The organism is Streptomyces sp. NPDC059679, from assembly GCF_042734105.1.
Taxonomy (GTDB): Bacteria; Actinomycetota; Actinomycetes; order Streptomycetales; family Streptomycetaceae; genus Streptomyces.
This window is the reverse complement of the sequence record NZ_JBHWES010000006.1, coordinates 4,010-28,258: the sequence shown is the minus strand read 5'-3', so window position 1 is coordinate 28,258 and position 24,249 is coordinate 4,010. Positions and strand designations below refer to the sequence as shown.

Annotated in this window: 24 protein-coding genes and 2 rRNA genes (1 of these 26 running past the window's edge); 9 read left to right on the top strand and 17 right to left on the bottom strand. The window is 70.0% G+C overall.

Annotated elements, in window-relative coordinates; translation table 11 throughout:
• Window positions 1-101 precede the first annotated feature (101 nt).
• Window positions 102-515, bottom strand: a complete 414-nt coding sequence (locus tag ACFV2X_RS09370; RefSeq protein WP_385613550.1) for a hypothetical protein — start codon at window positions 513-515, stop codon at window positions 102-104.
• A gap of 156 nt (window positions 516-671) precedes the next feature.
• Window positions 672-1,109 (bottom strand): ATP-binding protein, encoded by a 438-nt coding sequence (locus ACFV2X_RS09365; protein ID WP_385613547.1) that lies wholly within the window; start codon window positions 1,107-1,109, stop codon window positions 672-674.
• A gap of 140 nt (window positions 1,110-1,249) precedes the next feature.
• Between ACFV2X_RS09365 and ACFV2X_RS09360 the strand changes: the two genes are divergently transcribed.
• From ACFV2X_RS09360 to ACFV2X_RS09340, 5 genes are all read left to right on the top strand, one after another.
• Window positions 1,250-2,101 (top strand): helix-turn-helix domain-containing protein, encoded by an 852-nt coding sequence (locus ACFV2X_RS09360; protein ID WP_385613544.1) that lies wholly within the window; start codon window positions 1,250-1,252, stop codon window positions 2,099-2,101.
• A gap of 11 nt (window positions 2,102-2,112) precedes the next feature.
• Window positions 2,113-2,310, top strand: coding sequence for a DUF397 domain-containing protein (locus tag ACFV2X_RS09355; protein WP_385613542.1), 198 nt, complete (start codon window positions 2,113-2,115; stop codon window positions 2,308-2,310).
• A gap of 122 nt (window positions 2,311-2,432) precedes the next feature.
• Complete coding sequence (locus tag ACFV2X_RS09350; protein ID WP_385613540.1) at window positions 2,433-3,026, top strand: hypothetical protein; 594 nt, start codon at window positions 2,433-2,435, stop codon at window positions 3,024-3,026.
• Between the two features lie 70 nt (window positions 3,027-3,096).
• A complete protein-coding gene (locus ACFV2X_RS09345) occupies window positions 3,097-4,056 on the top strand; it encodes an SMI1/KNR4 family protein (protein WP_385613537.1) in 960 nt (319 codons plus the stop codon).
• A 41-nt stretch (window positions 4,057-4,097) separates the two neighbouring features.
• Complete coding sequence (locus ACFV2X_RS09340) at window positions 4,098-5,099, top strand: ketopantoate reductase family protein (protein ID WP_385613535.1); 1,002 nt, start codon at window positions 4,098-4,100, stop codon at window positions 5,097-5,099.
• A gap of 80 nt (window positions 5,100-5,179) precedes the next feature.
• Here the strand turns inward: ACFV2X_RS09340 and hemB are convergent, their stop codons facing one another.
• The 5 genes from hemB to ACFV2X_RS09315 are packed head-to-tail and all read right to left on the bottom strand — an operon-like array spanning window position 5,180 to window position 11,163.
• Complete coding sequence (gene hemB / locus ACFV2X_RS09335) at window positions 5,180-6,211, bottom strand: porphobilinogen synthase (RefSeq protein ID WP_385613532.1); 1,032 nt, start codon at window positions 6,209-6,211, stop codon at window positions 5,180-5,182.
• Entirely contained in the window at window positions 6,208-7,875 is a 1,668-nt protein-coding gene (locus tag ACFV2X_RS09330) for a uroporphyrinogen-III synthase (RefSeq protein WP_385613530.1), read from the bottom strand. The genes hemB and ACFV2X_RS09330 overlap by 4 nt, the downstream gene beginning before the upstream one ends.
• Window positions 7,872-8,882, bottom strand: a complete 1,011-nt coding sequence (gene hemC, locus ACFV2X_RS09325) for a hydroxymethylbilane synthase (RefSeq protein WP_385613527.1) — start codon at window positions 8,880-8,882, stop codon at window positions 7,872-7,874. The genes ACFV2X_RS09330 and hemC overlap by 4 nt, the downstream gene beginning before the upstream one ends.
• Entirely contained in the window at window positions 8,879-10,306 is a 1,428-nt protein-coding gene (locus ACFV2X_RS09320; RefSeq protein WP_385613525.1) for a glutamyl-tRNA reductase, read from the bottom strand. Before ACFV2X_RS09320 ends, hemC begins: the two co-directional genes overlap by 4 nt.
• Window positions 10,303-11,163 carry a redox-sensing transcriptional repressor Rex gene (locus tag ACFV2X_RS09315; RefSeq protein ID WP_385613523.1) on the bottom strand — a complete coding sequence of 287 codons (861 nt, stop codon included), beginning with the start codon at window positions 11,161-11,163 and terminating at the stop codon, window positions 10,303-10,305. The genes ACFV2X_RS09320 and ACFV2X_RS09315 overlap by 4 nt, the downstream gene beginning before the upstream one ends.
• A gap of 323 nt (window positions 11,164-11,486) precedes the next feature.
• On the opposite strand from ACFV2X_RS09315, the gene ACFV2X_RS09310 reads away from it, so the two are divergent.
• The 4 genes from ACFV2X_RS09310 (at window position 11,487) to ACFV2X_RS09295 (ending at window position 15,682) form a co-directional block, all read left to right on the top strand.
• Entirely contained in the window at window positions 11,487-11,765 is a 279-nt protein-coding gene (locus ACFV2X_RS09310; RefSeq protein WP_089509882.1) for a glutaredoxin family protein, read from the top strand.
• A 153-nt stretch (window positions 11,766-11,918) separates the two neighbouring features.
• Window positions 11,919-12,845: an HAD family hydrolase gene (locus tag ACFV2X_RS09305; protein ID WP_385613519.1), complete on the top strand. Its 927-nt coding sequence runs from the start codon at window positions 11,919-11,921 to the stop codon at window positions 12,843-12,845.
• 611 nt (window positions 12,846-13,456) lie between these two features.
• A complete protein-coding gene (locus ACFV2X_RS09300; RefSeq protein ID WP_358630737.1) occupies window positions 13,457-14,260 on the top strand; it encodes an ECF subfamily RNA polymerase sigma factor, BldN family in 804 nt (267 codons plus the stop codon).
• A gap of 204 nt (window positions 14,261-14,464) precedes the next feature.
• A complete protein-coding gene (locus tag ACFV2X_RS09295; RefSeq protein WP_385613517.1) occupies window positions 14,465-15,682 on the top strand; it encodes a DUF5667 domain-containing protein in 1,218 nt (405 codons plus the stop codon).
• A 66-nt stretch (window positions 15,683-15,748) separates the two neighbouring features.
• Here the strand turns inward: ACFV2X_RS09295 and ACFV2X_RS09290 are convergent, their stop codons facing one another.
• From ACFV2X_RS09290 to ACFV2X_RS09245, 10 genes are all read right to left on the bottom strand, one after another.
• Entirely contained in the window at window positions 15,749-16,804 is a 1,056-nt protein-coding gene (locus tag ACFV2X_RS09290; RefSeq protein ID WP_385613514.1) for a lysophospholipid acyltransferase family protein, read from the bottom strand.
• Between the two features lie 14 nt (window positions 16,805-16,818).
• Complete coding sequence (locus ACFV2X_RS09285; protein WP_385613512.1) at window positions 16,819-17,868, bottom strand: NAD-dependent epimerase/dehydratase family protein; 1,050 nt, start codon at window positions 17,866-17,868, stop codon at window positions 16,819-16,821.
• A gap of 205 nt (window positions 17,869-18,073) precedes the next feature.
• A complete protein-coding gene (locus ACFV2X_RS09280) occupies window positions 18,074-18,172 on the bottom strand; it encodes a 30S ribosomal protein bS22 (RefSeq protein ID WP_003948845.1) in 99 nt (32 codons plus the stop codon).
• 140 nt (window positions 18,173-18,312) lie between these two features.
• Window positions 18,313-18,522, bottom strand: coding sequence for a helix-turn-helix domain-containing protein (locus ACFV2X_RS09275; RefSeq protein ID WP_014053989.1), 210 nt, complete (start codon window positions 18,520-18,522; stop codon window positions 18,313-18,315).
• A 128-nt stretch (window positions 18,523-18,650) separates the two neighbouring features.
• On the bottom strand, window positions 18,651-19,466 hold the full coding sequence (locus ACFV2X_RS09270) for a phosphatase (protein ID WP_385613510.1): 816 nt from the start codon (window positions 19,464-19,466) through the stop codon (window positions 18,651-18,653).
• 218 nt (window positions 19,467-19,684) lie between these two features.
• Window positions 19,685-20,857: an acetoin utilization protein AcuC gene (locus ACFV2X_RS09265; protein WP_385613508.1), complete on the bottom strand. Its 1,173-nt coding sequence runs from the start codon at window positions 20,855-20,857 to the stop codon at window positions 19,685-19,687.
• Window positions 20,826-22,085 (bottom strand): MFS transporter, encoded by a 1,260-nt coding sequence (locus tag ACFV2X_RS09260; protein WP_385613506.1) that lies wholly within the window; start codon window positions 22,083-22,085, stop codon window positions 20,826-20,828. The genes ACFV2X_RS09265 and ACFV2X_RS09260 overlap by 32 nt, the downstream gene beginning before the upstream one ends.
• A gap of 39 nt (window positions 22,086-22,124) precedes the next feature.
• The gene (locus ACFV2X_RS09255; protein WP_385613503.1) at window positions 22,125-22,769 is read right to left on the bottom strand and encodes an HAD family hydrolase; all 645 of its coding nucleotides are present in this window, start codon (window positions 22,767-22,769) and stop codon (window positions 22,125-22,127) included.
• An 87-nt stretch (window positions 22,770-22,856) separates the two neighbouring features.
• Window positions 22,857-22,973: ribosomal RNA gene (gene rrf, locus ACFV2X_RS09250) — 5S ribosomal RNA — on the bottom strand.
• Window positions 22,974-23,072: 99 nt separating this feature from the next.
• Window positions 23,073-24,249: ribosomal RNA gene (locus tag ACFV2X_RS09245) — 23S ribosomal RNA — on the bottom strand (it continues 1,752 nt past the right edge of the window).

Sequence of the window (24,249 nt, the reverse complement as noted above, 5' to 3'; positions counted from 1 at the left end):
CACGGAGTCCGCGGCGAAATCCCATCCGGCCAACTGGCCACTGCGGACGGGGGATATCCCCCGATCCGCTGCGTCAGCCTGCGTACCCGGTGGGCTGCGTGTCAGGCCTTCCAGGTTTCGTCGTCCGGGTAGGCGATGTAGTTGCCCTCTGTCAGGGCCACCATGAAGCTGTATCCCCGGCCTTCGACGAGGTTCCATCCAGAGTAGGAGGCGTCGCGGCGCTTGCAGTTGCCGTTGCCGCCGACGGTGAGGGTGCGGGTTTGGCCGGTTTTGGGGTCGTAGATCTCGGCGTAGGCAGCGAAGCCGTCGGCCTCGATGTCGCAGAGCTCGACGATGTCGCCGTTGGCCTCGAACCGCAGGCGGGCCCCGGGGTCCCCGTCGTCCGAGTGGATCGTGTGGTCCCAAGCGATGGCGTGGGCGTTCGGCGAGGCCAGGACGGGCAGCGAGACGGCGGCGGCGAGAACCGCAGCGATCCGCAGCCCGGCCCCCTTGGTTGGCCTCCGAAGCTTCGGCACAGGGTGCTCCTTGATTTTTCTGGGGGAGGCCGCATCAACCGGCCTGCGGCGCAGTGATCTTGAGCCGGGAGATTAGCCGGGGCGTTTCCGGCCGTGAACAACTTCCCCCGTTTGTTGAGCATTTCCTGAGTTAACTTCGCCGACCCGCGCCTTTTGTTATGCGTCCCGCCAGCCCTCCCCGAGCTCGAACCAGACGGTCTTGCCGCCGACCCCGAACAGCTCGTCGCCAATGGCGCAGCCGCCCCAGCTGTCGGCGATCACATCCAGAAGGCCGATTCCACGGCCCTGCTCGGCATCGGCGTCACCGGCCCAGTCCGCAGCCATGTACGGGAGTTGGGGGTTGGTGTCGCAGACGCTGACCCGCACCCGCTTATCGCTTCGCCTGACGTTCATGGACGCCGGGCCGTCCGAGTGGGCGTAGGTGTTCGTGACGAGCTCGGAGGCCAACAGCTCGGCAGTGTCGGCCAGATCGTGTACGCCGTGCTCTTCGAGGATGAGGCGCAGTATGCGGCGGGCGATGCGCGGAGCGAGGGGGTCGCGGGGGAACTGGAGGGTGTAGTCCCAGTCTTCGGGCACACGGGGGTCGTTGCACATACGCGCCTCCGTAGAGTGAGTGACGTGACACACACCGTAGAGCATGAGGGTCATACAGGTCACAGTATTGGGAAAATCTATGTTCCGATGGACCACTGAGGGCGACGACGGCAGACTGTGCACGACAGGGAAGAGAGGCCATGCCACCGAGGAATGACCCCACGGCACGTCAACAGCGATTGGGTTCCGAGCTTCGTAAGCTCCGTGAACGAGCCGGGTTGACCGCCTCGGCTGCTGGCGCGCTACTGGGCGCCGACCAGGCCCGGATCAGCAACATCGAAGCGGGCCGCGTCGGAATCAGCGCCGCCCGCCTGCGTACCCTGGCGGGCCACTACGACTGCACCGACCAAGTGCTGATCGACGCGCTGGCGGCAATGGCCGGCGGACGCGGCCGATTCTGGTGGGAGGAGTACCGGGGCGTTCTCCCCAACGGCCTCCTGGACCTCGCCGAGCTGGAACACCATGCCGTGAAGATGCGCACAGGCCAGACGGCCACTCTGCCCGGACTGTTCCAAACGGTCGACCACTCACGGGCGTTGTTCCAACAGGCCATGCCTCCGCTGCCACCCCACGAGGTGGAGCACCGCGTCTCTCACCGCATCAAGCGCCAAGTGGTCCTCCACAGGGACCACCTCCTCGACTACACGGCGGTCATCCACGAGGCCGCACTGCGTATGCAGTTCGGCGGCAGAAACGCCACACGGGCGCAGTTGGAGCACATCCTCGCGCTGAGCGAGCGTGACAACGTCACCGTCCTCGTCCTGCCGTTCGAGGCAGGAGTCTTCCCTGCACCCGGACAGACGATCTTCTACGCCACGGGGCCGGTCCCCCAACTCGACACCGTTCAGATCGACGAGGCCCACGGCCCCGTCTTTCTCGACAGCGCAGGGAAGCTGGAGACCTATCGCAGCATCCTCGACCGCATGGAAGCCCTCGCCCTTAAGCCGGAGAAGTCACGAGACTTCATCCGCGACATCGCACAGTCACTCTGAAAGGCAACACATTGTCCACGCTGGACTGGCACAAGTCTTCCTACTGCCAAGCGGCGAACAACTGCCTCAACGTCGCCTCCGCCGCCGACGGAACCATCCGTCTCCGCGAGAGCGAGGCCCCCGACACGGTCCTCACCACCACCCCCACCCACCTCGGCCACTTCATACGCGCCGCCAAGGCAGGTGAATTCGACCACCTCAACCCCTAGCCGCATGGTTTGCGACAAACTTCCCGATCGGCCTGGCAGAAAATCGCCGACGCGGACAACCTCCTCCCAACCGGGGCAGTCGGACGTCACGTAACTGGCAACCGATCTTTTTGGAGGAAGTCATGCGACGCTGGGGGACCGCACTCGCGGCGCTCACGCTGGCCGGCGCCGGACTGGCGGCGACGGCGGGGACGGCCGGTGCCGCCACCACGTCGAGGACGGCCAACGCTTCGGCAGAGGCCTGTGCGACCGTGTGGGGCAGCGGCGAGAAGACCGCGCAAGATGCGAGCTACAAGCCGCTGAAGAACATCAGGGCCGGACAACACACGTGCTACGACCGCCTGGTGTTCGACATCAAGGGCGGCACGACGGCCGGCCAGACCGGCTACCGCGTCGGCTACGTCCACGCGATGTACCAGGACGGCTCCGGCGACCCGATCGCCGTCGGCGGCGGCGCGATCCTGGAGATCCATGTGGCCGCGCCGAGCTATGACCCGGAGGCCGGCGGCGAGACGTATCCGGGGCGGGCCGGGAAACCGCTGCCCGGGGTGAACATCGCCGGGTACCGCACCTTCAAGGACACCCGCTACGGCGCCAGCTTCGAGGGTGAGACCCAGGTCGGGCTCGGCGTGCGCGCCCGGCTGCCTTTCCGGGTGCTCCAGTCGGGCGACCGGCTGATCGTCGACGTCGCGCACTCCTGGGCCACCGCCCGCTGACCTCGGGCGCCCCGTCCCCTCCCGCCCCGCCCCACGGCCGAATGTCAGTGGCACGCGCTTCACTGTCCCTGTGAACGAGAAAGAACTGCTGTCGTCGCTCCACGGTCTGCTGTGGCCGGACACCGGCAAGCTGGACTGCCGGTCGGCCGGGCACGGGGCGGGGCATATGTGCCTGACGATCCCCGACGGGGCGGGCCTGAGCGAACTCGTGGACACGCTCAGCGACTGGTACGGGGAGCCGCGCACCCTCGTATCGGAAGGGCGTGCCGACCCCGCCGCGAGCGAGCGGACGGGGCTGCCGCTCATCGCTCCCTTCGGGGACGGCGAGCGCGTCGCCGAGATGCGCGCCTGGGCGTTCGGCGGCCGGTGGATCGGCTGCGGCGTGGTCCGCGTCGACGGGGAGGCGCGGCTTGTGGTGGTCCTGGCCTCGCGCACCACCCCGGCGCCGGACGAGCTGCCCGCCGGCGCCTCCTGGCTGGACCGGCTCACCGCCGTGACCGGCTGGGACGCGGACCAGGTGGGCATCGACCCGATCCGCCTGGACCGGATGTACTCGGGCCGGATCCGTACGGCCGACTGCGCGGCGGCCGAGGAGCGGCTGGGCACGGCGCTGCCGAGCGACTACAAGAAGCTGGTCGAGACGTTCGGGGACGGCGCCTTCGACGGCTTCCTGGACGTCCGTCTGCCGGCCGACATCGTCAAGGGCGCCGAGTTCGCGTCCGGTTGGGCGAAGGCTCACGGCACCCCGTCCTGGGAGCCGCACCCGCCGTTCCCCGAGCCTGGCGGGCTGCTGCCGTGGGCGGGCACCGAGCACGAGACGTCGTTCTATTGGATCACCGAAGGGCCCGACCCCGACGCCTGGCCCGTGTACGTCACGGAGGTCGGCCCCGAGGCCGGGACCCGGTTCGCCATGACCACCACGGAGTTCGTCTTCCGTATGCTCGCCGACCCCGAGCACCCCTACTCCATGCCCGCCGACTTCGCCGCCCACTGGTTTATGAACTACAACAGGCCCCGGGCGGTAGCGTGACGGCCCGAACCAGCAAAGGGACGGGCGAAAGGGGAGCCGGGATGCGCTACGTCGTCATCGGAGCGGGCGCCATCGGGGGCGCGATCGGCGGGCGGCTCTCCCAGAGCGGGCATGACGTCGTCCTGGTGGCGCGCGGAGCGCACTACGAAGCGCTGCGCCGGGACGGGCTGCGGCTGCTGACGCCCGACGGCACGCACCGGCTCCCGGTGCCTGTGGCCGACCGGCCCGAAGCCGTCGAGCTGCGCCCCGACGACGTGCTGGTCCTGGCCGTGAAGACCCAGGACAGCGTGGCCGCGCTGGACGCCTGGGCGCCCCGCCCGGTGGCCGGCGGCGGGACGGCGGCCGACCGGCTGCCGCTGGTGTGCGCGCAGAACGGGGTGGAGAGCGAGCGGCTGGCGCTGCGGCGCTTCCGCCGGGTGTACGCGATGTGCGTCTGGCTGCCCGCCACCTATCTGGAGCCGGGCGAGGTCATAGCCCCCTGCGCGCCCTGCACCGGCGTGCTCCACCTGGGCGCCTATCCGTCCGGAGCGGACGAGACGGCCCGGCGGATCGCGGCCGACCTGGAGAAGTCCCACTTCCTCGCGCCGGTCGTGCCGGACGTGATGCGCTGGAAGTACGCCAAGCTGCGGGCCAACGTCGCCAACGCCGTGGAGGCGGTCTGCGGGCCGGACGGGGGCGATGAGGCGGCGGCCCTGGTGCGGCGCGCGAAGGCGGAGGCCAGCGCCGTCTTCGACGCGGCGGGCATCGACCGCGCGAGCGACGCCGAGCAGAGCGCGGTGCGCGACGGAAAGATGGACATACGCCCCGTCGCCGACGGTGCGGCGTGGGGCGGCGGCTCATCGTGGCAGAGCCTGGTCCGAGGCTCAGGAACGGTCGAGGCGGACTATCTGAACGGCGAGATCGTGCTGCTGGGCCGGCTCCACGGAGTGCCGACCCCGGTCAACGAGGCGCTGCGGCGCACCGCGAACGAATGCGCGCGCGAGCGCCGCACCCCCGGCACGATCACCGCCGCGCAACTCACCCGGATCATCGACGCAGCCTGAACTTGCGGTGAGTATGAGACAGCGACACGCCGAAACGACGGCGTGTCGCTGTCTCACTACTCACCACAAATGCCGCGGTCTCAGACGTCGCCCCGGCTCAGCCACTGCGCGACCTCGGTCGCCCAGTAGGTCAGGACCATGCCCGCCCCCGCCCGCCGTACGGACGTCAGCGTCTCCATGATCGCCCGGTCCCGGTCGATCCACCCATTGGCCGCGGCGGCCTCGACCATCGCGTACTCGCCGGAGATCTGGTACGCGGCGACCGGCACATCCGACTCGTCCGCGATCCGGCGCAGGATGTCCAGGTACGGCAGCGCGGGCTTGACCATCACCATGTCGGCACCCTCGGCCAGGTCAAGCGCCAGCTCGCGCAGCGCCTCCCGGGCGTTGGCCCCGTCCTGCTGATACGTCTTGCGGTCGCCCTTGAGGGAGGACCCCACGGCCTCGCGGAAGGGCCCGTAGAAGGCCGAGGCGTACTTGACGGCGTAGGCGAGGATCGACACGTCCTGGCGGCCGATGCCGTCCAGGGCCGCCCGGGCGACCCCCACCTGCCCGTCCATCATTCCGCTCGCGCCCACCACATGGGCACCCGCGTCCGCCTGCACCCGCGCCATCTCGGCGTAGCGCTCCAGCGTCGCGTCATTGTCGACCCGGCCCTCGGCGTCGAGCACGCCGCAGTGGCCGTGGTCGGTGTGCTCGTCGAGGCACAGATCGGACATGACGATCAGTTCGTCGCCGACCTCGGACCGCACATCGCGCAGGGCGACCTGCAAGATCCCGTCCGGGTCGGTGCCCGGCGAGCCGATCGCGTCCTTCTTGCTCTCCTCCGGCACGCCGAAGAGCATGATCCCGCCGACGCCCGCCTCGACCGCCTCCACGGCGGCCTTCCGCAGCGAGTCGCGGCTGTGCTGCACGACGCCCGGCATCGACGCGAGCGGCAGCGGCTCGTTCGCGCCCTCCGCGACGAAGGCGGGCAGGATCAGCTCGGCCGGGTGCAGCCGGGTCTCGGCGACCATGCGTCGCATGGCCGCGTTCACCCGCAGCCGGCGCGGCCGGGCGCCGGGGAAGCTCCCGTACGGGGTGGGGCCGTGCGTGCTGCTGTGCGTGCTCAAGAGCGTGCCCTCCTTCGTGAACCGGGCCGCCGCTCGCTCGGGCGGGTGACCGGCTCCCCTGCCTGGCTCGCGGCCCGCCGCCGGGCCGCCCCGAACTCCGCCAGCGCCTCGGCCAGCTTGTGCACCGAGGGCTCGGGCGACAGTACGTCCACCCGCAGGCCGTGCTCCTCCGCGGTCTTCGCGGTGGCCGGGCCGATACAGGCGATGACCGTGACGTTGTGCGGCTTGCCCGCGATGCCGACGAGGTTCCGCACGGTCGACGACGAGGTGAAGAGCACCGCGTCGAAGCCGCCGCCCTTGATCGCCTCGCGGGTCTCGGCCGGCGGCGGCGAGGCGCGCACGGTGCGGTACGCCGTGACGTCGTCGACCTCCCAGCCCAGCTCGATCAGCCCGGCCACCAGCGTCTCCGTGGCGATGTCGGCACGCGGCAGGAAGACGCGGTCGATCGGGTCGAAGACCGGGTCGTACGGCGGCCAGTCCTCCAGCAGCCCGGCCGCGGACTGCTCACCGCTGGGCACCAGGTCCGGCTTGACCCCGAAGTCGATCAGCGACTTGGCGGTCTGCTCGCCCACCGCCGCGACCTTGATCCCGGCGAAGGCGCGGGCGTCGAGCCCGTACTCCTCGAACTTCTCCCGCACCGCCTTGACCGCGTTGACCGAGGTGAAGGCGATCCACTCATAGCGACCTGTCACCAGGCCCTTGACCGCGCGCTCCATCTGCTGCGGGGTGCGCGGCGGCTCCACGGCGATGGTCGGCACCTCGCTGGGCACCGCGCCGTACGAGCGCAGCTGGTCCGAGAGCGAGGCGGCCTGCTCCTTGGTGCGCGGCACCAGCACATGCCAGCCGAACAGCGGCTTGGACTCGAACCACGCCAGCTGTTCGCGCTGCGCGGCCGCGCTGCGCTCGCCGACGACGGCTATCACCGGCTGGGCGCCCTGCGGCGACGGCAGCACCTTTGCGGCCTTCAGCACCTGCGCGATGGTGCCCAGCGTCGCCGTCCAGGTGCGCTGCCGGGTGGTCGTACCGGCGACGGTGACGGTCAGCGGGGTGTCGGGCTTGCGCCCGGCGGCCACCAGCTCGCCCGCGGCGGCCGCGACCGTCTCCAGGGTCGCGGAGACCACGGCGGTCGCGTCCGAGGAGCCGACCTCGCTCCAGCAGCGGTCGTCGGCCGTACGGGCGTCCACGAAGCGCACATCGGCGCCCTGCGCGTCCCGCAGCGGCACCCCCGCGTACGCGGGCACGCCCACCGCGGCCGCCACGCCCGGCACCACCTCGAAGACGATGCCCTCGGCGGCGCACGCGAGCATCTCGTCGGCGGCGTATCCGTCCAGGCCAGGGTCGCCCGCGACCGCGCGGACGACCCGCTTGCCGCTCCGCGCGGCGCCCATGACAAGATTGGCCGTGTCCCTGAGTAGGGCCACGTCGGCGGTGCTTGACGACGCGTCAGCTCTCGCCTGCTCCGGTGTGCCCTGAGCGTCCGCGGCCACGCCCGGCCTGACGTGCGTACGTACCACGTCGAGCACTTGTGGATCGGCGATCAGCACATCAGCGGCGCCTAGTGCCTCCACGGCACGCAACGTCAGCAGACCTGGATCTCCTGGGCCCGCACCGAGGAAGGTGACGTGCCCATGTCCGGGTGGGTGGTTCGGGGCGTTGGGGTTCAATGTGCTCGCTCCCCCATAAGACCGGCCGCACCCTTCGCGAGCATCTCGGCGGCGAGCTCATGTCCCATGAGCTGGGCCGCCTCCTCGCCAGGCGCCGCGGGAACGGGACCGGTGATGGACAACTGCACCAGCGAGGAGCCGTCGGTGGTGCCGACGACGCCACGCAGGCGCATTTCGGTGACAGCCTGACCGTCGCCGAGCAGGTCGGCCAGCGCACCGACAGGTGCGCTGCAGCCGGCCTCCAGGGCGGCGAGCAGGGAACGCTCGGCGGTCACGGCGACCCGGGTGTACGGGTCGTCGAGCTCGGCGAGCTGAGCAGCGAGCGCCGCGTTGGCGGCGGCGCACTCGACTGCCAGTGCCCCCTGGCCGGGGGCGGGCAGGATGTGGTCGGCGTCCAGGATCTCGGTCGCCTCGTCGAGCCGTCCCAGGCGGGTCAGGCCGGCGGCGGCCAGCACCACCGCGTCCAGCTCCCCCGAGCGGACGTAGCCGATACGGGTGTCGACGTTGCCGCGGATCGGCACGGTCTCGATCCGCAGGCCCAGCGAGCGCGCCCAGGCGTGCAGCTGGGAGGTGCGGCGCGGGGAGCCGGTGCCTATCCGGGCGCCGGGCGGAAGCTCGGCGAAGGTGAGGCCGTCGCGGGCGATCAGCGCGTCGCGCGGGTCCTCGCGAGTCGGCAGCGCGGCCAGGACCAGGTCCTCGGGCTGCCCGGTCGGCAGGTCCTTCAGCGAGTGGACGGCGAAGTCGATCTCGCCGCGCAGCAGCGCCTCGCGCAGCGCGGTGGCGAAGACGCCCGTGCCGCCGATCTGCGCGAGGTCCTCGCGCGAGACGTCCCCGCGCGTCGTGATCTCCACGAGCTCGACGGGACGTCCGGTGACACGGCGCACGGCGTCCGCTATCTGCCCGGACTGGGCCATGGCCAGCGCGGAGCGGCGGGTGCCGAGCCGCAGCGGCGCCGGGCCGCCGGAGGTGTGTGCCCGGCCGGAGGCGGCGGGAGGTGTCGCGTTCATGCCCGGCCTCTCTTCGGGTCGTTCGGTACGGCCGCGGCGCCGGGCCGGCCGGTGTCGCCGCCGCCGTTCGGACGGGTGCCGTTCGTATCGGCCCGGCTGACGGCGGCCACCGCCTGCGGGTCGAGGTCGAACAGCTCGCGCAGCGCGTCCGCGTACCCGGCACCGCCGGGCGTGCTCGCCAGCTGCTTGACCCGCACGGTGGGCGCGTGCAGCAGCTTGTCGACGACGCGGCGCACGGTCTGGGTGATCTCGGCGCGCTGTCTTTCGTCGAGGTCGGGGAGGCGCCCGTCGAGCCGGGCGATCTCGCCGGCGACCACATCTGCCGCCATGGTACGCAGCGCGACCACGGTCGGCGTGATGTGCGCGGCGCGCTGAGCAGCCCCGAAAGCGGAAACCTCGGAGGAGACGATGGCCCGGACCTGGTCGACGTCGGCGGCCATCGGCTCATCTGCCGCGGCCTCGGCCAGCGACTCGATGTCCACCAGGCGCAGCCCGCCGACGCGGTGCGCCGCCGCGTCGATGTCGCGCGGCATCGCCAGGTCGAGCAGCGCGACGGTCTGAGCCGCGCCCGCCGCCGGACGATCCTGTGTACGCCGGTCGAGGGCTTCGCGCAGCATGTCGGCGGTCAGCACCAGGCCGGTCGCGCCCGTACAGGAGACGACGATGTCGGCGTGCGGCAGCTCGGCGGCCACGGCGTCCATCGGCACCGCGCGGGCGCCGTCGACAAGTCCGGCCAGCGACTCCGCGAGGCGCCGCGCCCGATCCAACGTCCTGTTGGCGATCACCAGTTCGGCAACACCGGCGCGCGCGAGCGTGGTCGCGGCCAGCGAGGACATCGAGCCCGCCCCGATCACCAGGGCACGCCGCCCCGCCGCCCAGTCCGCCACCGGCGTGGTGCCCCCGGCCAGCTGTTCGAGGCCGAAGGTGACGAGCGACTGGCCGGCCTTGTCGATACCGGTCTCGCTGTGGGCCCGCTTGCCGACCCGCAGCGCCTGCTGGAACAGATCGTTCAGCAGCCGGCCCGCGGTGTGCAGCTCCTGCCCCAGCGCGAGCGCGTCCTTGATCTGGCCGAGGATCTGGCCCTCGCCGACGACCATCGAGTCCAGGCCGCAGGCCACCGAGAACAGGTGGTGGACGGCCCGGTCCTCGTAGTGGACGTACAGATACGGGGTGAGCTCGTCGAGGTCGACCCCGGTGTGCTGGGCGAGCAGCGTGGACAGCTCGGCGACCCCGGCGTGGAACTTGTCCACGTCCGCGTACAGCTCGATGCGGTTGCAGGTGGCCAGCACGGCGGCCTCGGTGGCGGGCTCGGCCACGAGGGTGTCCTGCGCCAGCTTGGCCGACTCCTCGCCCACCAGGGAGGCGCGCTCCAGCACGCTCACCGGCGCGGTGCGATGACTCAGTCCGACGACGAGAAGGCTCATGCCGGCATCACGGCGGGCACATCCCCGTCAGGTCCCTGGCGACCGTTGTCCTGGCGACCGTTGTCGGTGCCCGCGCCCGGCGCCGCGCGGTGCGGGGCGAGCGGGGTCGGCGCCGCCGCGGCGGCCCCCGGCGACCCCGGAGCGTCCTGGGCGGCCGACTGCGCGCTCGCCGCCTCGTCGGGCGCGCCCGTCTCCTCGCCCGCCTTGCGCTGCTCATGGAAGGCGAGGATCTGCAGCTCGATCGACAGGTCGACCTTGCGTACGTCCACCCCGTCCGGCACCGAGAGCACGGTGGGGGCGAAGTTGAGGATCGAGGTGACCCCGGCGGCCACCAGCCGGTCGCAGACCTGCTGGGCCGCGCCGGCCGGGGTGGCGATGACGCCGATCGACACGCCGTTGTCGGTGATGATCTGCTCGAGCTCGTCGGTGTGCTGCACCGCGATGCCCGCGACCGGCTTGCCGGTCATCGCCGGGTCGGCGTCGATCAGCGCCGCGACCCGGAAGCCGCGGGAGGCGAAGCCGCCGTAGTTGGCGAGCGCCGCGCCGAGGTTACCGATACCGACGATCACAACCGGCCAGTCCTGGGTGAGGCCCAGCTCACGCGAGATCTGGTAGACGAGGTACTCCACGTCGTAACCGACCCCGCGGGTGCCGTACGACCCGAGGTAGGAGAAGTCCTTGCGAAGCTTGGCCGAATTGACCCCGGCCGCGGCCGCGAGCTCCTCCGAGGAGACCGTGGGCACCGAGCGCTCGGAGAGCGCGGTCAGCGCACGGAGATACAGCGGAAGCCGGGCGACGGTGGCCTCGGGGATCCCTCGGCTTCGGGTCGCCGGTCGGTGAGTTCGGCCAGTTGCCACGGTGCTCCTGCGGGTAGAGCGGGGCTGCGGGCGTCCGTATGTTTCAGGACGTCCCCATCGACAGCAGGCTATGTCTTTGTGAACGCGTGCACAAAGATGGTGTCCGCTTTGTCCGAGCAAAGTGACCGGTGTCACGCATCCATTCGACCTGCTCGTGGAACCGCAACGGGTGTCACACCGTTCCCGGCGGTCACATCCGCACGGCCGGGACGCCGACGGGAGCACGGGCCCTCACTCCTCACCGCTTGCCCCACAGGGCAGCAGCACAGACAGCAACAAATCGCCCTCGATCGTAATCGACGGCGCGGGGCACAATGGCGGACATGAGCCCGCTGCTGCGCCGCACCCCGCGCAAGAACCCCGCCGAACGCACGGTCACCCTGATCGGCAAGCCCGACTGCCATCTGTGCGAGGACGCCGAGGCCGTGGTCGCGAAGGTCTGCGGCGAGCTGGGCGCGTCCTGGGAGAAGAAGGACATCACCCAGGACGAAGAGCTCTACCGCAAGTACTGGGAGCAGATCCCCGTGGTCCTCGTCGACGGCGCACAGCACGACTTCTGGCGGGTGAACCCGGATCGGCTCCGGAAGGCGCTGCGCGGCTGAGCGAGCGCCCGCGCCCCGCCCCCGCCCCGGGCTGCTCCGCGGCCCTTCCGCAGCCCTTCCGGACCCGTTCCGTATCCGGGAAGTCGGCGCGGCTGAATCGTCCCGACACCCGGCCGTAACGGGATGCGGGGAATGGCTGGCTATGCTCAGCCCATGGCCGCATTGGGATGGTTCACCCGTCGTCGACACCTCGCCACCGAAGCGAGCGTCCTCGCCGGAGAAGCCTCGGCCGAGGCCGCGCGCAAGTCCTCGGCCCAGACGCCCCCGCCCCCCGAGGCCCCCGAGCCGGAGTTCCCCGTCGTCGGGGACGAGCGGGCGGCCGCCTTCTTCGACCTGGACAACACGGTCATGCAGGGCGCCGCTCTGTTCCACTTCGGCCGCGGCCTCTACAAGCGCCATTTCTTCCGCAAGCGCGAGCTGGCCCGCTTCGCCTGGCAGCAGACCTGGTTCCGGCTGGCCGGCGTCGAGGACCCGGCCCATATGGAGGACGTGCGCAGCAGCGCCCTGTCCATCGTCAAGGGCCACCGGGTCTCGGAGCTGATGACGATCGGCGAGGAGATCTACGACGAGTACATGGCCGACCGCATCTGGCCAGGTACCCGCGCCCTCGCCCAGGCCCACCTCGACGCCGGACAGCGGGTCTGGCTGGTGACCGCCGCCCCGGTGGAGACCGCGACGATCATCGCCCGGCGGCTGGGCCTGACCGGTGCGCTCGGCACCGTGGCCGAGTCGGTCGGCGGGGTGTACACGGGCAAGCTGGTCGGTGAGCCGCTGCACGGGCCGGCCAAGGCCGAGGCGGTACGGGCGCTGGCGGCGGCCGAGGGCCTTGACCTGTCGCGCTGCGCCGCGTACAGCGACTCCTCGAACGACATTCCGATGCTGTCGATCGTCGGCCATCCGTACGCGGTGAACCCGGACGGGCGGCTGCGCAAGCACGCCCGCGAGCACGGCTGGCGGCTGCGCGACTACCGTACGGGCCGCAAGGCCGCCAAGATCGGCATCCCGGCGGCGGCCGGGGTCGGCGCGGTGGCGGGCGGCACGGCGGCCGCCGTGGCCCTGCACCGCCGCCGCCGCTTCTGACACCTCCGCTTCTGACACCTCCGCTTCTGACACCCCCGCTTCCGACACCGCGCGGCTGACGCGGCGCGGCACACAGACACCACGCAGAGCCACAGGCCGCATTCGATATGCGGCTCCGCCGCGTGGCACAGAGGCGCCACGGAGCGTCGCCCAGCCGCCTGCCGTCACCCTGCGGCCTCGACCTTCACCCTTGACCGCTTGCGCCGACACCCGACCACTAGCGCCGGGCGATGACCGTCCGTGATGACGGCCCCCGGCGCGCCACCCCGCCCCCGGAGCGTCATCGGCTGACCACGGCCGCGCCCGGCCGGTCAATCCCGGTTTCCCGACCCACAAGGCCCCGGCCTGCCCTCTTACCGCCTCTTTTGCACAACACGCCACGAAATCGCGCAGACCCCGACACTTACCGGTCAAGAGCCCTACTGCATTCGATACTTGATCGGTCATCAACCCATAACGGAGCAGACTGAAACGATGATTTGGACAACTGGGTGTAGCGTTGCCTGTACGAAGCGTTATTCTCCTTAGACGCAAATCGGTACCCACGCGTCCCTACGGCGGGTGAACGGTCCCGTACTGCACGTGATGGAAGCTCTGCCTCTGGGAGTCCCGTGTACCCACACGTCGGGGTTGACGCCTCGGGCCTGGCTACGCTGCGCGCAACGGTCCTCGACTGTCTGCGCGGCTTCGTCCCCACCGCGTATGCCGTCCCCGCCCTCGCCACACCCGTGCCCGTCGGCGCTGTCGGCACCGACGGCGCGGCCGGCCCCGCCAGCTCCTGCTATGCCCTGGCCGACGGCGGCGCGGCGGTCGGCAGACGTTCCCGCGGCGGCACGTCCACCGCCCGCCGTCCAGGCGCGGACAGCGACAGCCGCCGCATGATGGACCTCGTCGAGCGCGCCCAGGCGGGTGAGGCCGAGGCCTTCGGCCGGCTGTACGACCAGTACGCCGACACCGTCTACCGCTATATCTACTACCGCGTAGGCGGCCGGGCCACGGCCGAAGACCTCACCAGCGAGACGTTCCTGCGGGCGCTGCGCCGCATCGGCACCTTCACCTGGCAGGGCCGTGACTTCGGCGCCTGGCTGGTGACCATCGCCCGCAATCTGGTCGCCGACCACTTCAAATCCAGCCGCTTCCGGCTGGAGGTCACCACCGGCGAGATGCTCGACGCCAATGAGGTCGAGCGCTCCCCCGAGGACTCCGTCCTGGAATCCCTCTCCAACGCCGCGCTGCTGCAGGCCGTGCGCAAGCTCAACCCGCAGCAGCAGGAGTGCGTGACGCTGCGCTTCCTCCAGGGCCTTTCCGTCGCCGAGACCGCCCGCGTCATGGGGAAGAACGAAGGCGCGATCAAGACCCTCCAGTACCGGGCCGTCCGTACCCTGGCCCGGCTCCTCCCCGAGGACGCCCGCTGACCCTCGGTGGCGGCGCCACCACGTCCCGTCCGATCATCGGGAGGGCGTAACCCTGGTGCTGCGCCGCTCGTTGAGGAGGATGCAGGCTCCTTGCGGTCACGTCCTTCCACAGACACCCCACTCGTTCGGGTGGAAAGGCATGCGGCGTGCAACCTTCCAGGTGTCCTGGGGAGTGGACCGTCATGATGAGAGGAGGTGCCGCCTGTGATCGCGAACGTATCGGCGCACCGGCGGGCTCACGCCTTCGCCAAGGCCCTGGAGGCCCTGGAGGCCCTGGAGAAGGACAGCCGCCAGGATTCCCAGGGCGCGGCGGGCGCCGAGCAGCCCGGCTCTTCGGCCGACAGCGCGGAGCACAGACGGCTGCTGGCCCTGACGAGCGGGCTCGGAGAGTTGCCGGCACCGAAGCTGGATCCCGAGGTCCGGGTCACCCAGCGGGCCCAGCTGGTCGCCGCCATGGAAGCGGCCTTCGCCGAGGGCGCGCCCCAGGTGCCCGGGCAGCGGCCGCCCCGCGCCCGCCGGGCGACCCCCCTCAGCAGACTGCGCCCCCGCTCCCGCTGGTCCAAGGGGCTGGCCGCCGGAGGGCTCACGGTCGGGGTGGCGGCGGGCGCGTTCGGCGGCGTCGCCGCGGCCAGCTCCGACGCCCTGCCCGGTGACACCCTCTATGGCTTCAAGCGCGGCATAGAGGATCTGAAGCTCGAGATGGCCGACGACGACGCGGACCGCGGCCGGCTGTATCTGGACCAGGCGTCGACCCGGATGAGCGAGGCGCGCCGGCTGATGGAGCGGGGCCGCTCGGGCGACCTGGACCACGAATCGCTGAGCGAGATCCGCAAGACCCTCGCCGGGATGCGCCATGACGCCTCCGAGGGCCACCGGCTGCTGCACAAGGTCTATGAGCGGGACGGCTCGCTCGGCCCCATGCGGACGCTGTCGTCCTTCTCCCGCTCCCACCGCGACGGCTGGTCCCGGCTGCGCGAGAAGCTGCCCGTCCAGCTCATGGACGTGGGGGACGAGGTGAGCTCGGTGTTCGACGCCATAGACCAAGAGGTCGGTCCGCTGCAGTCCCTGCTGCCCTCCTCCCGCGACGGCCGGGACAACACCGGTCATTCGGTGGTCGAGCCACCCGAGCAGACCACCACGGGCGGTTCCAACATTCCGGCGCCCGCCGTGACCACGCCGAGCGCCCCCCGCCCCAGCGGGGACGACACCCGCCCGCACCCCTCGGCGCCGTCCCACCTCGAGGACGGCGGCCTCATCGGCGGCGCCGGCGACCTGCTGGATCCGCCGACGGGCGAGCCGACCCCGCTCCCGTCCTCCGGCAAGGGCGACCCGGGCACCAAGCCGACCCAGCCGGAGATCACCATCCCGCCGCTGCTGCCCGACCTGCTGCCGGGCCTCGGCATCGACGGCGACGGGAAGTAGGGGCGCGCACGACGGAGGCGGCGCCCGGCGTTCCACACGGAACGCGGGCGCCGCCTGAGAAAGCGCTCAGAAAAAGACAGACCGCCGCTGCACCAGCAGCTTGTAAAGCGTGTGCTGGATCGTCTCGCGCACCTGGTCGGTCAGGTTGAACATCAGCATCGGGTCGTCCGCCGCCTCCGGCGGATACGAGTCCGTCGGGATCGGCTCACCGAACTGGATCGTCCACTTCGTCGGCAGCGGCACCCCGCCGAGCGGCCCCAGCCAGGGGAAGGTCGGTGTGACCGGGAAGTACGGGAAGCCCAGCAACCGCGCCAGCGTCTTCGCGTTCCCGATCATCGGGTAGATCTCCTCGGCACCGACGATCGAGCACGGCACGATCGGCGCCCCGGCGCGCAGCGCCGTCGAGACAAAGCCGCCCCGCCCGAAGCGCTGCAGCTTGTACCGCTCGGAGAACGGCTTGCCGATCCCCTTGAAGCCCTCCGGCATCACCCCGACCACCTCGCCGCGCTCCAGCAGCAGCTGGGCGTCCTCGGCGCACGCCAGGGTATGCCCGAGCTTGCGCGCCAGCTCGTTGATGACCGGCAGTACGAAGACCAGGTCGGCCGCGAGCAGCCGCAGATGGCGGTCCGCCGGGTGGTGGTCGTGGACCGCGACCTGGAGCATCAGCCCGTCCAGCGGCAGCACCCCGGAGTGGTTGGCGACGACGAGCGCGCCCCCGCTGTCCGGGATGTTCTCGATGCCCTTCACCTCGACCCGGAAGTATTTCTCGTACATCGGGCGCAGCAGTGACATCAGGACCTGGTCGGTCAGGTCCTCGTCATAGCCGAAGTCGTCGACCTCGTACTCCCCCGTGACCCGGCGGCGCAGAAAGCTCAGGCCGTGCGCCAGCCGCCGCTCCCAGCCGCCGGCGGGGGCGCCGCCTCCCGGCGGGTCGTGGGGCGGCAGCGGCGGCGTCGCGGCGGCCGCCGCAAGCGTCTCCGCCCGCTGGTCGCGCTCCTCGTCGCGCTGCTGCGGCACGGGCTTGAGCGGGCCCTGGGCGGCCCGGTGCGTACGCCCCTGCCGCTGACCCTTGCGCCGGGACCGCGGCTCCTCACCGAACGGAATGACCTTGGCATCCGCCATGGTGGTTGCGCTCCTCAATTCTGGGCGGCGCCGCGGGCGGGCAGCAGCCCGGCGAGCCGGTCGACGGTACGGGCGAGGGTCTCGGGCGGGAGCAGCCCGGGCCCGCGGCTGCGGGCGTAGTCGGCGAAGGCGCCGGCCGTGGAGTATCGGGGCTCGAAGCCCAGCGTCTCGCGCATCTGATTGGTGGCGACGACGCGGCCGTGCGTGAGCAGCCGGATCTGCTCGGGCGAGAAGTCGGTGATCGCGACGGAGCGCAGCGCGGTACGGGCCCATCTCAGGGTCGGCAGCAGCAGCGGGAGCGTCGGGCGGCCGAGCCGCCGGGCGGCCTGTGAGAGCAGCAGCACACCGTCGCCCGCGATATTGAAGGTGCCGCTGTTGAGCGTTCCCCGGGACGGCTCGGAAGCGGCGATCCGCAGCACCTCGATGGCGTCTTCCTCATGGACGAACTGCAGCCGCGGGTCGTAGCCGATGACAGTGGGCAGCACGGGCAGCGCGAAGTACTCGGCGAGGGGCGAGTCCGCGCAGGGCCCCAGGATGTTGGCGAAACGCAGCACACAGACCGCCACATCGGGGCGGCGCCGGGCGAAGCCGCGCACATACCCCTCGACCTCGACGGCGTCCTTGGCGAAGCCGCCGCTGGGGAGCGACTTGGGCGGGGTGGTCTCGCTGAAGACGGCGGGGTCGCGGGGCGCGGAGCCGTACACATTGGTGCTGGACTTGACCACGAGCCGCTGGACGGACGGCGCCTTCTGGCACGCGCCGAGCAGCTGCATGGTGCCGATGACGTTGGTCTCCTTGACCGAGGTGCGGCTGCCGCGCCCGCCGAGCGGGGTGCCGTTGATGTCCATGTGGACGACGGTGTCGACGCCGGTCTCGGCGAGCAGCTTCCCGATCGCGGGGTGGCGGATGTCCGCACGTACGAAGTCGGCCCCGCCGAGGTGGTGTTCGGGGGTGACGGCGTCCACGCCGATCACCCGGGCGACATCGGGCTCGCGCTGTATGCGCCGTACGAAGCGGCCCCCCAGGCGGCGTGCGACTCCGGTGACGAGCACGACCTTTCCCAAGATCAGCGCCTTCCTTCCCACCCTCGTGCGAGCTGGGCCGAGGCGAACACCGTAGCCGCTGGATGTTGCCCTGTGATGACCACTCGCCGCACGTTACGAGGTTTTAGGACGAGGGCCCGGCGGCGCTGGGAACGCCCCGTGTGCACGCGCCGCAGCCCTCCCACCGACGGTGGAAGGGCTGCGGGACGAACACAGCGTCGCTTGCTTACTTCTTGTTGCGACGCTGGACGCGCGTGCGCTTGAGCAGCTTGCGGTGCTTCTTCTTCGCCATCCGCTTGCGCCGCTTCTTGATAACAGAGCCCACGACTACCCTCGCTCACTTCGATTCACTCGGTGCGGGGCGTCCGAGCCCACACGACCTACATCGGGCCAGCCTACCCGGCGCCGAGCGAAGCGCGTAATCCGAGGGGCGCCCTGGGCCCTGCCGTCAGGCCCGTTCCGGGCCTAGGCGGACTCCACCCCCACATAGGACTCGCGGAGATACTCATGAACCGCCTGCTCTGGGACCCGGAAGGACCTGCCCACCCGGATCGCCGGCAGATGACCGCTGTGCACCAAGCGGTACACGGTCATCTTGGACACTCGCATCACCGAGGCGACTTCCGCCACGGTCAGAAACTGAACCTCGTTCAGAGGCCTTTCGCCAGCAGCCATGACACACCTGAACCTTCCGCACATGTCGGGCACCGGCTTCCCCTCCGGTGACTCCTGCTCGCATGCGCGCTCCTCACCAGATTAGGGGCGCGTGATACGAGTGGGGAAGAGGAGTAGCGATCGGACGCCTACTGTGACAGACACGCCCGATTGAGTACATAGCGAGTAATCGGTCGGTAGTAAGCGGACCGCACAGCGTCGTCAAGCGGAACCGCCACCGACACCCGCCCCTCCGCCTGGCCGACGAACGGCGCGGGGTCGTCCGCGTCCGCCAGGCCGATGGCCTCAAACCCCAGCTGACCTGCCCCGCAGACCCATCCGTGGTCCCCGATGACCAACCCGGGGAGGGGGCCGCCACGGTCGGCGGCACAGCCGAGAGCCACCCGAACCGGGAGCGGTGAATGACTGTGGCAACCCGGGTCGCGAGCCCCGTTTCGCGCGCCGGGTTCCCGCACCATCGCGACTCCTCGTACGTAGACGATGTTGTAGGTGCGTACGCCGAACTGGGTCGTTATGTCGATACATCTATTCTGCGCGGGGGTGAGAACAGAGCAGCCGGCCGCCGAGAGCGCCGCCGCCAACGCGGCGTAGAACCCGAGGAGGCGGTGCGGATGCCCGGTCCCGAGCAGCACCGGCGCGCCCACGGCGGCGGCCGCGGCCAGCCGCTCCGCGAAGGCGTCGAGCGCGGCGATGGTCAGATCCGGATCGATCACATCCTGACCTGAGGTGAGTGCTGGATTGGCCGAAACCCCGCATTTGTCGCTCATGAGGCGAAGTAACTCCGGGAAGGACCAGTCATGTTCGGGCTCGATACCGATCAGCACCCGGGGGTCGCGCGCGGCGAAGAGCCGGTAGCTGCGCAGGCTCCGCTCCCGGCTCGTGGCCACCGGCCCGGCGAGCCGCGCGGCCAGCAGATGCGCACGCAGCGCGGCGGTACGGGGCACGTCATCGATGCTGACGGATCACCGCGACCGCGGGCCGAAGAACGCCGAGACTTGCCACGGTTGGCCTAACGGCGCCCGGGGCCCACCGCCCAACGCGGTCAGCCCCGGACCACGTGTGGTTCAGGACCTCGTGTGGTTCAGGACCTCGTGTGGTTCAGGACCTCGTGTGGTTCAGGACGGCAGGGCCGGGCGTTACGGGACGGCAGCGCCCGGTCGTCTCAGGGCAGCAGCCCGTGATGGGGGAAGACCGCCCGGCGGGTCGCGAGGATCGCCTGGTCCAGCCGGTCCCCCGGGTCGTACCCCTCCTCCCCGAAGTCCCGCCACTGCGGCGACCGCCCGTCGGTCATCCGCCGCGGCGCCGACTGCCGGGTCCGCCGGTACACCTCGTGCCCCCACTCCTCCGGCACCTCCGCCTCCGGGGCCACCGGACGCCCGGCGGCGATCGCCACCAGATGCGTCCACGTCCTGGGCACCACATCCACCACCGCGTACCCGCCGCCGCCCAGCGCGATCCACCGCCCGTCCGCGTGCTCATGCGCCAGCTCATGACAGCTCTCCGCGACCGCGCGCTGTGCGTCCACGGTCACCGCCAGATGCGCCAGCGGATCCTCCACATGCGTATCCGCGCCGTGCTGCGTCACCAGCGCCTGCGGCCGGAACGCCGCCAACAGCTCCGGCACCACCGCGTGATACGCCCGCAGCCACCCCGCGTCCCCGGTCCCGGCCGGCAGCGCCACATTCACCGCACCGCCCGGCGCCCGCTCCCCGCCCGTCTCCTCCGGCCATCCGGTCTGCGGGAACAGGGTCCTCGGGTGCTCGTGCAGCGAAATGGTGAGCACCCGCGGGTCGTCCCAGAACGCCGCCTGCACCCCGTCCCCGTGGTGCACGTCCACATCCACGTACGCGACCCGCTCCGCACCCATCTCCAGCAGCCGCGCGATCGCCAGCGCCGCGTCGTTGTACACACAGAACCCGGCGGCCCCGCCCGGCATCGCGTGATGCAGCCCGCCCGAGAAGTTCACGGCGTGCAGCGCGTCCCCGCGCCATACGCTCTCCGCCGCGGCGACCGACTGGCCGGCGATCAGCGCCGATGCCTCGTGCATCCCGGCGAAAGCCGGATCGTCGATGGTGCCAAGACCGTACGAGCCGTCCGCCGAGGCCGGATCAGCCGACGCCCGCCGCACCGCCTCGATGTAGTCCTGGCGGTGCACCAGCCGCAGCGTGGACTCCCCGGCGGGCTTGGCCGCGACCACCTCGACGGTGCGGTCGAGCCCGAACGCCTCCACCAGACGCATGGTCAACGCCAGACGGACCGGATCCATCGGATGTCCGGCGCCAAAGTCGTACGCCGTCAGACCCTCATCCCACATCAACTGTGCGCGACCGCTCATGTCCATCACCGTATCGGGCAGGAGTGGGCGCAAACGACCTCGCGTACCACAGCGTCGCGAGCACCAGCGCCATGGGCACCAGCATCGCCCCCCGGTAACTCCATGCGCCGCCCAGTGCGCCGACGAGCGGGGAGCCGATCAGAAAGCCCACGTAATTGAAGATGTTGAGGCGCGCGATCGCGGCGTCCGACGCCCCTGGGAACAGCCGCCCGGCGGCCGCGAAGGTCTGCGGCACCAGCACACACAGCCCCAGCCCCAGCAGCGTGAACCCCAGCATCCCCACCCACGCCCCGGGCGCCGCCGCGACGACCGCGAACCCGCCCGAGGCGAGCAGGGTGCCGACCCGCACGACGGCGACCGCGCCGAAGCGGCGCACCCCGAGGTCGCCGAAGGTGCGGCCGAGAAGGGCGGTGACCATATAGACGTTGTACGGGACCGTGGCCAGCTGCTCGGAGCTGTGCAGCACGTCCTCCAGGTACTTGGCACTCCAGTTGGAGACCGTCGAGTCACCGATATAGGCGAACGACATCACCAGGCAGAGTGGCAGCAGCAGTTTCATGCTGACGGCGGCGGACGCCTGCTCGTCCTCCGGGCTCTCCTGCTCCCTGTCCTTTTCCTGTTGCCCCGCTTCCCGTTGCCCCGCATCCTGTTGCCCCGCTCGATCCACGTACCAGCGGCTGGCGAACAGCGCGACCGGCACGAGCGTCGCGACAAGTGGCGCGTACAGCACCGGCAGCGACACATCCCAGTGCGCGCCCGCCCAGGCCAGCGACGCCCCGCCGATCCCGCCCAGGCTGTACGCGGCATGGAAGCCGAGCATGATGCTCCGCCCGTACGCATGCTGCAGGGTGACGCCGAGCATGTTCATCGACGCGTCGAGGGCACCGACGGAGAGCCCGAAGACCGCGAGCGCGAGGGCGAGCTGCCACAGCGCCGTACCCGACCCGGCCGTGAGCAGCGCGACGGAGACCACTGGCTGGGCCCAGCGCAGCACCAGCCCCGGCCGCACCCGCTTGACCAGGTGCTCCGTCCCGACGCTGCCCACACCCGCGAGGATCGGAACCGCGGCGAGGATCGCGGGCAGCAGCCCGTCGGACACCCCATACCGGTCCTGCAGCGCGGGTATTCGGGTCACCAGCAGAGCAAAGACCGCGCCCTGGACGAAGAAACTGACGGCCAGCGAGGCCCGGCCGTGCCGCAGCCGCGGGGTCGGGCGCGTATCTGTCATGGCCGAGGAGCGTACGGCCCCAGGCTCTCTTAGGCGAGATCAGGCGAGCAATTGCGGAAGTTCTGCCATCTTCGCGAAACGGGCGTGGGCGCGGGCGAGCTTGGTGGCCGGCGTCATCGCCGTATATCCGTATACATCCATCCCGGCGGCGATGGCGGCCTGCACACCCAGCGGACTGTCCTCGACGACCGCACACCGCTCCGGCGGCACCCCCATCGTCCGCGCCGCATGCAGAAACAGATCCGGTGCGGGCTTGCCCCTCCCCACATCCTCGGAGCTGAAGATGCGCCGCTCGTCGAAGAGCCCGTACAGCCCGGTCTTCCGCAGCGCGACGCGTATGCGCTCATGGCTTCCGGAAGAGGCGACACAGTACGGAACGCCGTCCGCGTTCAACTTCTCCAGGACATCGGCTACGCCTGTGACAGGCTCCAGTTCCTGGCGGAAGGCGTCGAACACGCGGCTGTGGAAGGCCGCGTCGAAGTCGGCGGGCAGCCGGCGGCCGGTGCGCTCGAGGACCAGCTCATGGATCCGGTGCATGGCCGACCCCATGTAGTCGCGTATGGAGTCCTCGTAGGTGGTGGGGTGGCCCAACTCCGTCAGATAGGCGGCGAGGAGCCGATTGGAGATCGGCTCACTGTCGACGAGCACGCCGTCGTTGTCGAAGATGACCAGGTCGTAGCGCATGCCGCTCAGACTACTCGGGCGGTGCACGGGAAAAAGATAAAAGCCCGGTTGGGAGCTTGGCTCCCAACCGGGCTTTTATCAAAGATTGTTCGGCGGCGTCCTACTCTCCCACAGGGTCCCCCCTGCAGTACCATCGGCGCTGAAAGGCTTAGCTTCCGGGTTCGGAATGTAACCGGGCGTTTCCCTAACGCAATAACCACCGAAACACTATGAAGAAAACAAACCAACACCACACACCACCATAACCATGGCGTGGATCGGTCGGTCGTTACTTCAGAACCAACACAGTGGACGCGAGCAACTGAGGACAAGCCCTCGGCCTATTAGTACCAGTCAACTCCACCGGTCACCCGGCTTCCATATCTGGCCTATCAACCCAGTCGTCTACTGGGAGCCTTACCCTCTTATAGAGGTGGGAGCCCTCATCTCGAAGCAGGCTTCCCGCTTAGATGCTTTCAGCGGTTATCCCTCCCGAACGTAGCCAACCAGCCATGCCCTTGGCAGAACAACTGGCACACCAGAGGTTCGTCCGTCCCGGTCCTCTCGTACTAGGGACAGCCCTTCTCAAGACTCCTACGCGCACAGCGGATAGGGACCGAACTGTCTCACGACGTTCTAAACCCAGCTCGCGTACCGCTTTAATGGGCGAACAGCCCAACCCTTGGGACCGACTCCAGCCCCAGGATGCGACGAGCCGACATCGAGGTGCCAAACCATCCCGTCGATATGGACTCTTGGGGAAGATCAGCCTGTTATCCCCGGGGTACCTTTTATCCGTTGAGCGACGGCGCTTCCACAAGCCACCGCCGGATCACTAGTCCCGACTTTCGTCCCTGCTCGACCCGTCGGTCTCACAGTCAAGCTCCCTTGTGCACTTACACTCAACACCTGATTGCCAACCAGGCTGAGGGAACCTTTGGGCGCCTCCGTTACCCTTTAGGAGGCAACCGCCCCAGTTAAACTACCCACCAGACACTGTCCCTGATCCGGATCACGGACCCAGGTTAGACATCCAGCACGACCAGAGTGGTATTTCAACAATGACTCCACCATGACTGGCGTCACAGCTTCACAGTCTCCCACCTATCCTACACAAGCCGAACCGAACACCAATATCAAGCTGTAGTAAAGGTCCCGGGGTCTTTCCGTCCTGCTGCGCGAAACGAGCATCTTTACTCGTAATGCAATTTCACCGGGCCTATGGTTGAGACAGTCGAGAAGTCGTTACGCCATTCGTGCAGGTCGGAACTTACCCGACAAGGAATTTCGCTACCTTAGGATGGTTATAGTTACCACCGCCGTTTACTGGCGCTTAAGTTCTCAGCTTCGCCACACCGAAATGTGACTAACCGGTCCCCTTAACGTTCCAGCACCGGGCAGGCGTCAGTCCGTATACATCGCCTTACGGCTTCGCACGGACCTGTGTTTTTAGTAAACAGTCGCTTCTCGCTGGTCTCTGCGGCCACCACCAGCTCCGAGT

Coding starts and splice junctions, on each gene's coding strand:
- ACFV2X_RS09305 (WP_385613519.1), top strand. CDS start 11,919: ATGGCCGCATTGGGATGGTTCACCCGTCGTCGACACCTCGCCACCGAA.
- ACFV2X_RS09365 (WP_385613547.1), bottom strand. CDS start 1,109: ATGTGCAACGACCCCCGTGTGCCCGAAGACTGGGACTACACCCTCCAG.
- ACFV2X_RS09255 (WP_385613503.1), bottom strand. CDS start 22,769: ATGCGCTACGACCTGGTCATCTTCGACAACGACGGCGTGCTCGTCGAC.
- ACFV2X_RS09350 (WP_385613540.1), top strand. CDS start 2,433: ATGCGACGCTGGGGGACCGCACTCGCGGCGCTCACGCTGGCCGGCGCC.
- ACFV2X_RS09290 (WP_385613514.1), bottom strand. CDS start 16,804: ATGGCGGATGCCAAGGTCATTCCGTTCGGTGAGGAGCCGCGGTCCCGG.
- ACFV2X_RS09260 (WP_385613506.1), bottom strand. CDS start 22,085: ATGACAGATACGCGCCCGACCCCGCGGCTGCGGCACGGCCGGGCCTCG.
- ACFV2X_RS09320 (WP_385613525.1), bottom strand. CDS start 10,306: ATGAGCCTTCTCGTCGTCGGACTGAGTCATCGCACCGCGCCGGTGAGC.
- ACFV2X_RS09360 (WP_385613544.1), top strand. CDS start 1,250: ATGCCACCGAGGAATGACCCCACGGCACGTCAACAGCGATTGGGTTCC.
- ACFV2X_RS09310 (WP_089509882.1), top strand. CDS start 11,487: ATGAGCCCGCTGCTGCGCCGCACCCCGCGCAAGAACCCCGCCGAACGC.
- ACFV2X_RS09265 (WP_385613508.1), bottom strand. CDS start 20,857: ATGAGCGGTCGCGCACAGTTGATGTGGGATGAGGGTCTGACGGCGTAC.
- ACFV2X_RS09340 (WP_385613535.1), top strand. CDS start 4,098: ATGCGCTACGTCGTCATCGGAGCGGGCGCCATCGGGGGCGCGATCGGC.
- ACFV2X_RS09275 (WP_014053989.1), bottom strand. CDS start 18,522: ATGGCTGCTGGCGAAAGGCCTCTGAACGAGGTTCAGTTTCTGACCGTG.
- hemC (WP_385613527.1), bottom strand. CDS start 8,882: ATGAACGCGACACCTCCCGCCGCCTCCGGCCGGGCACACACCTCCGGC.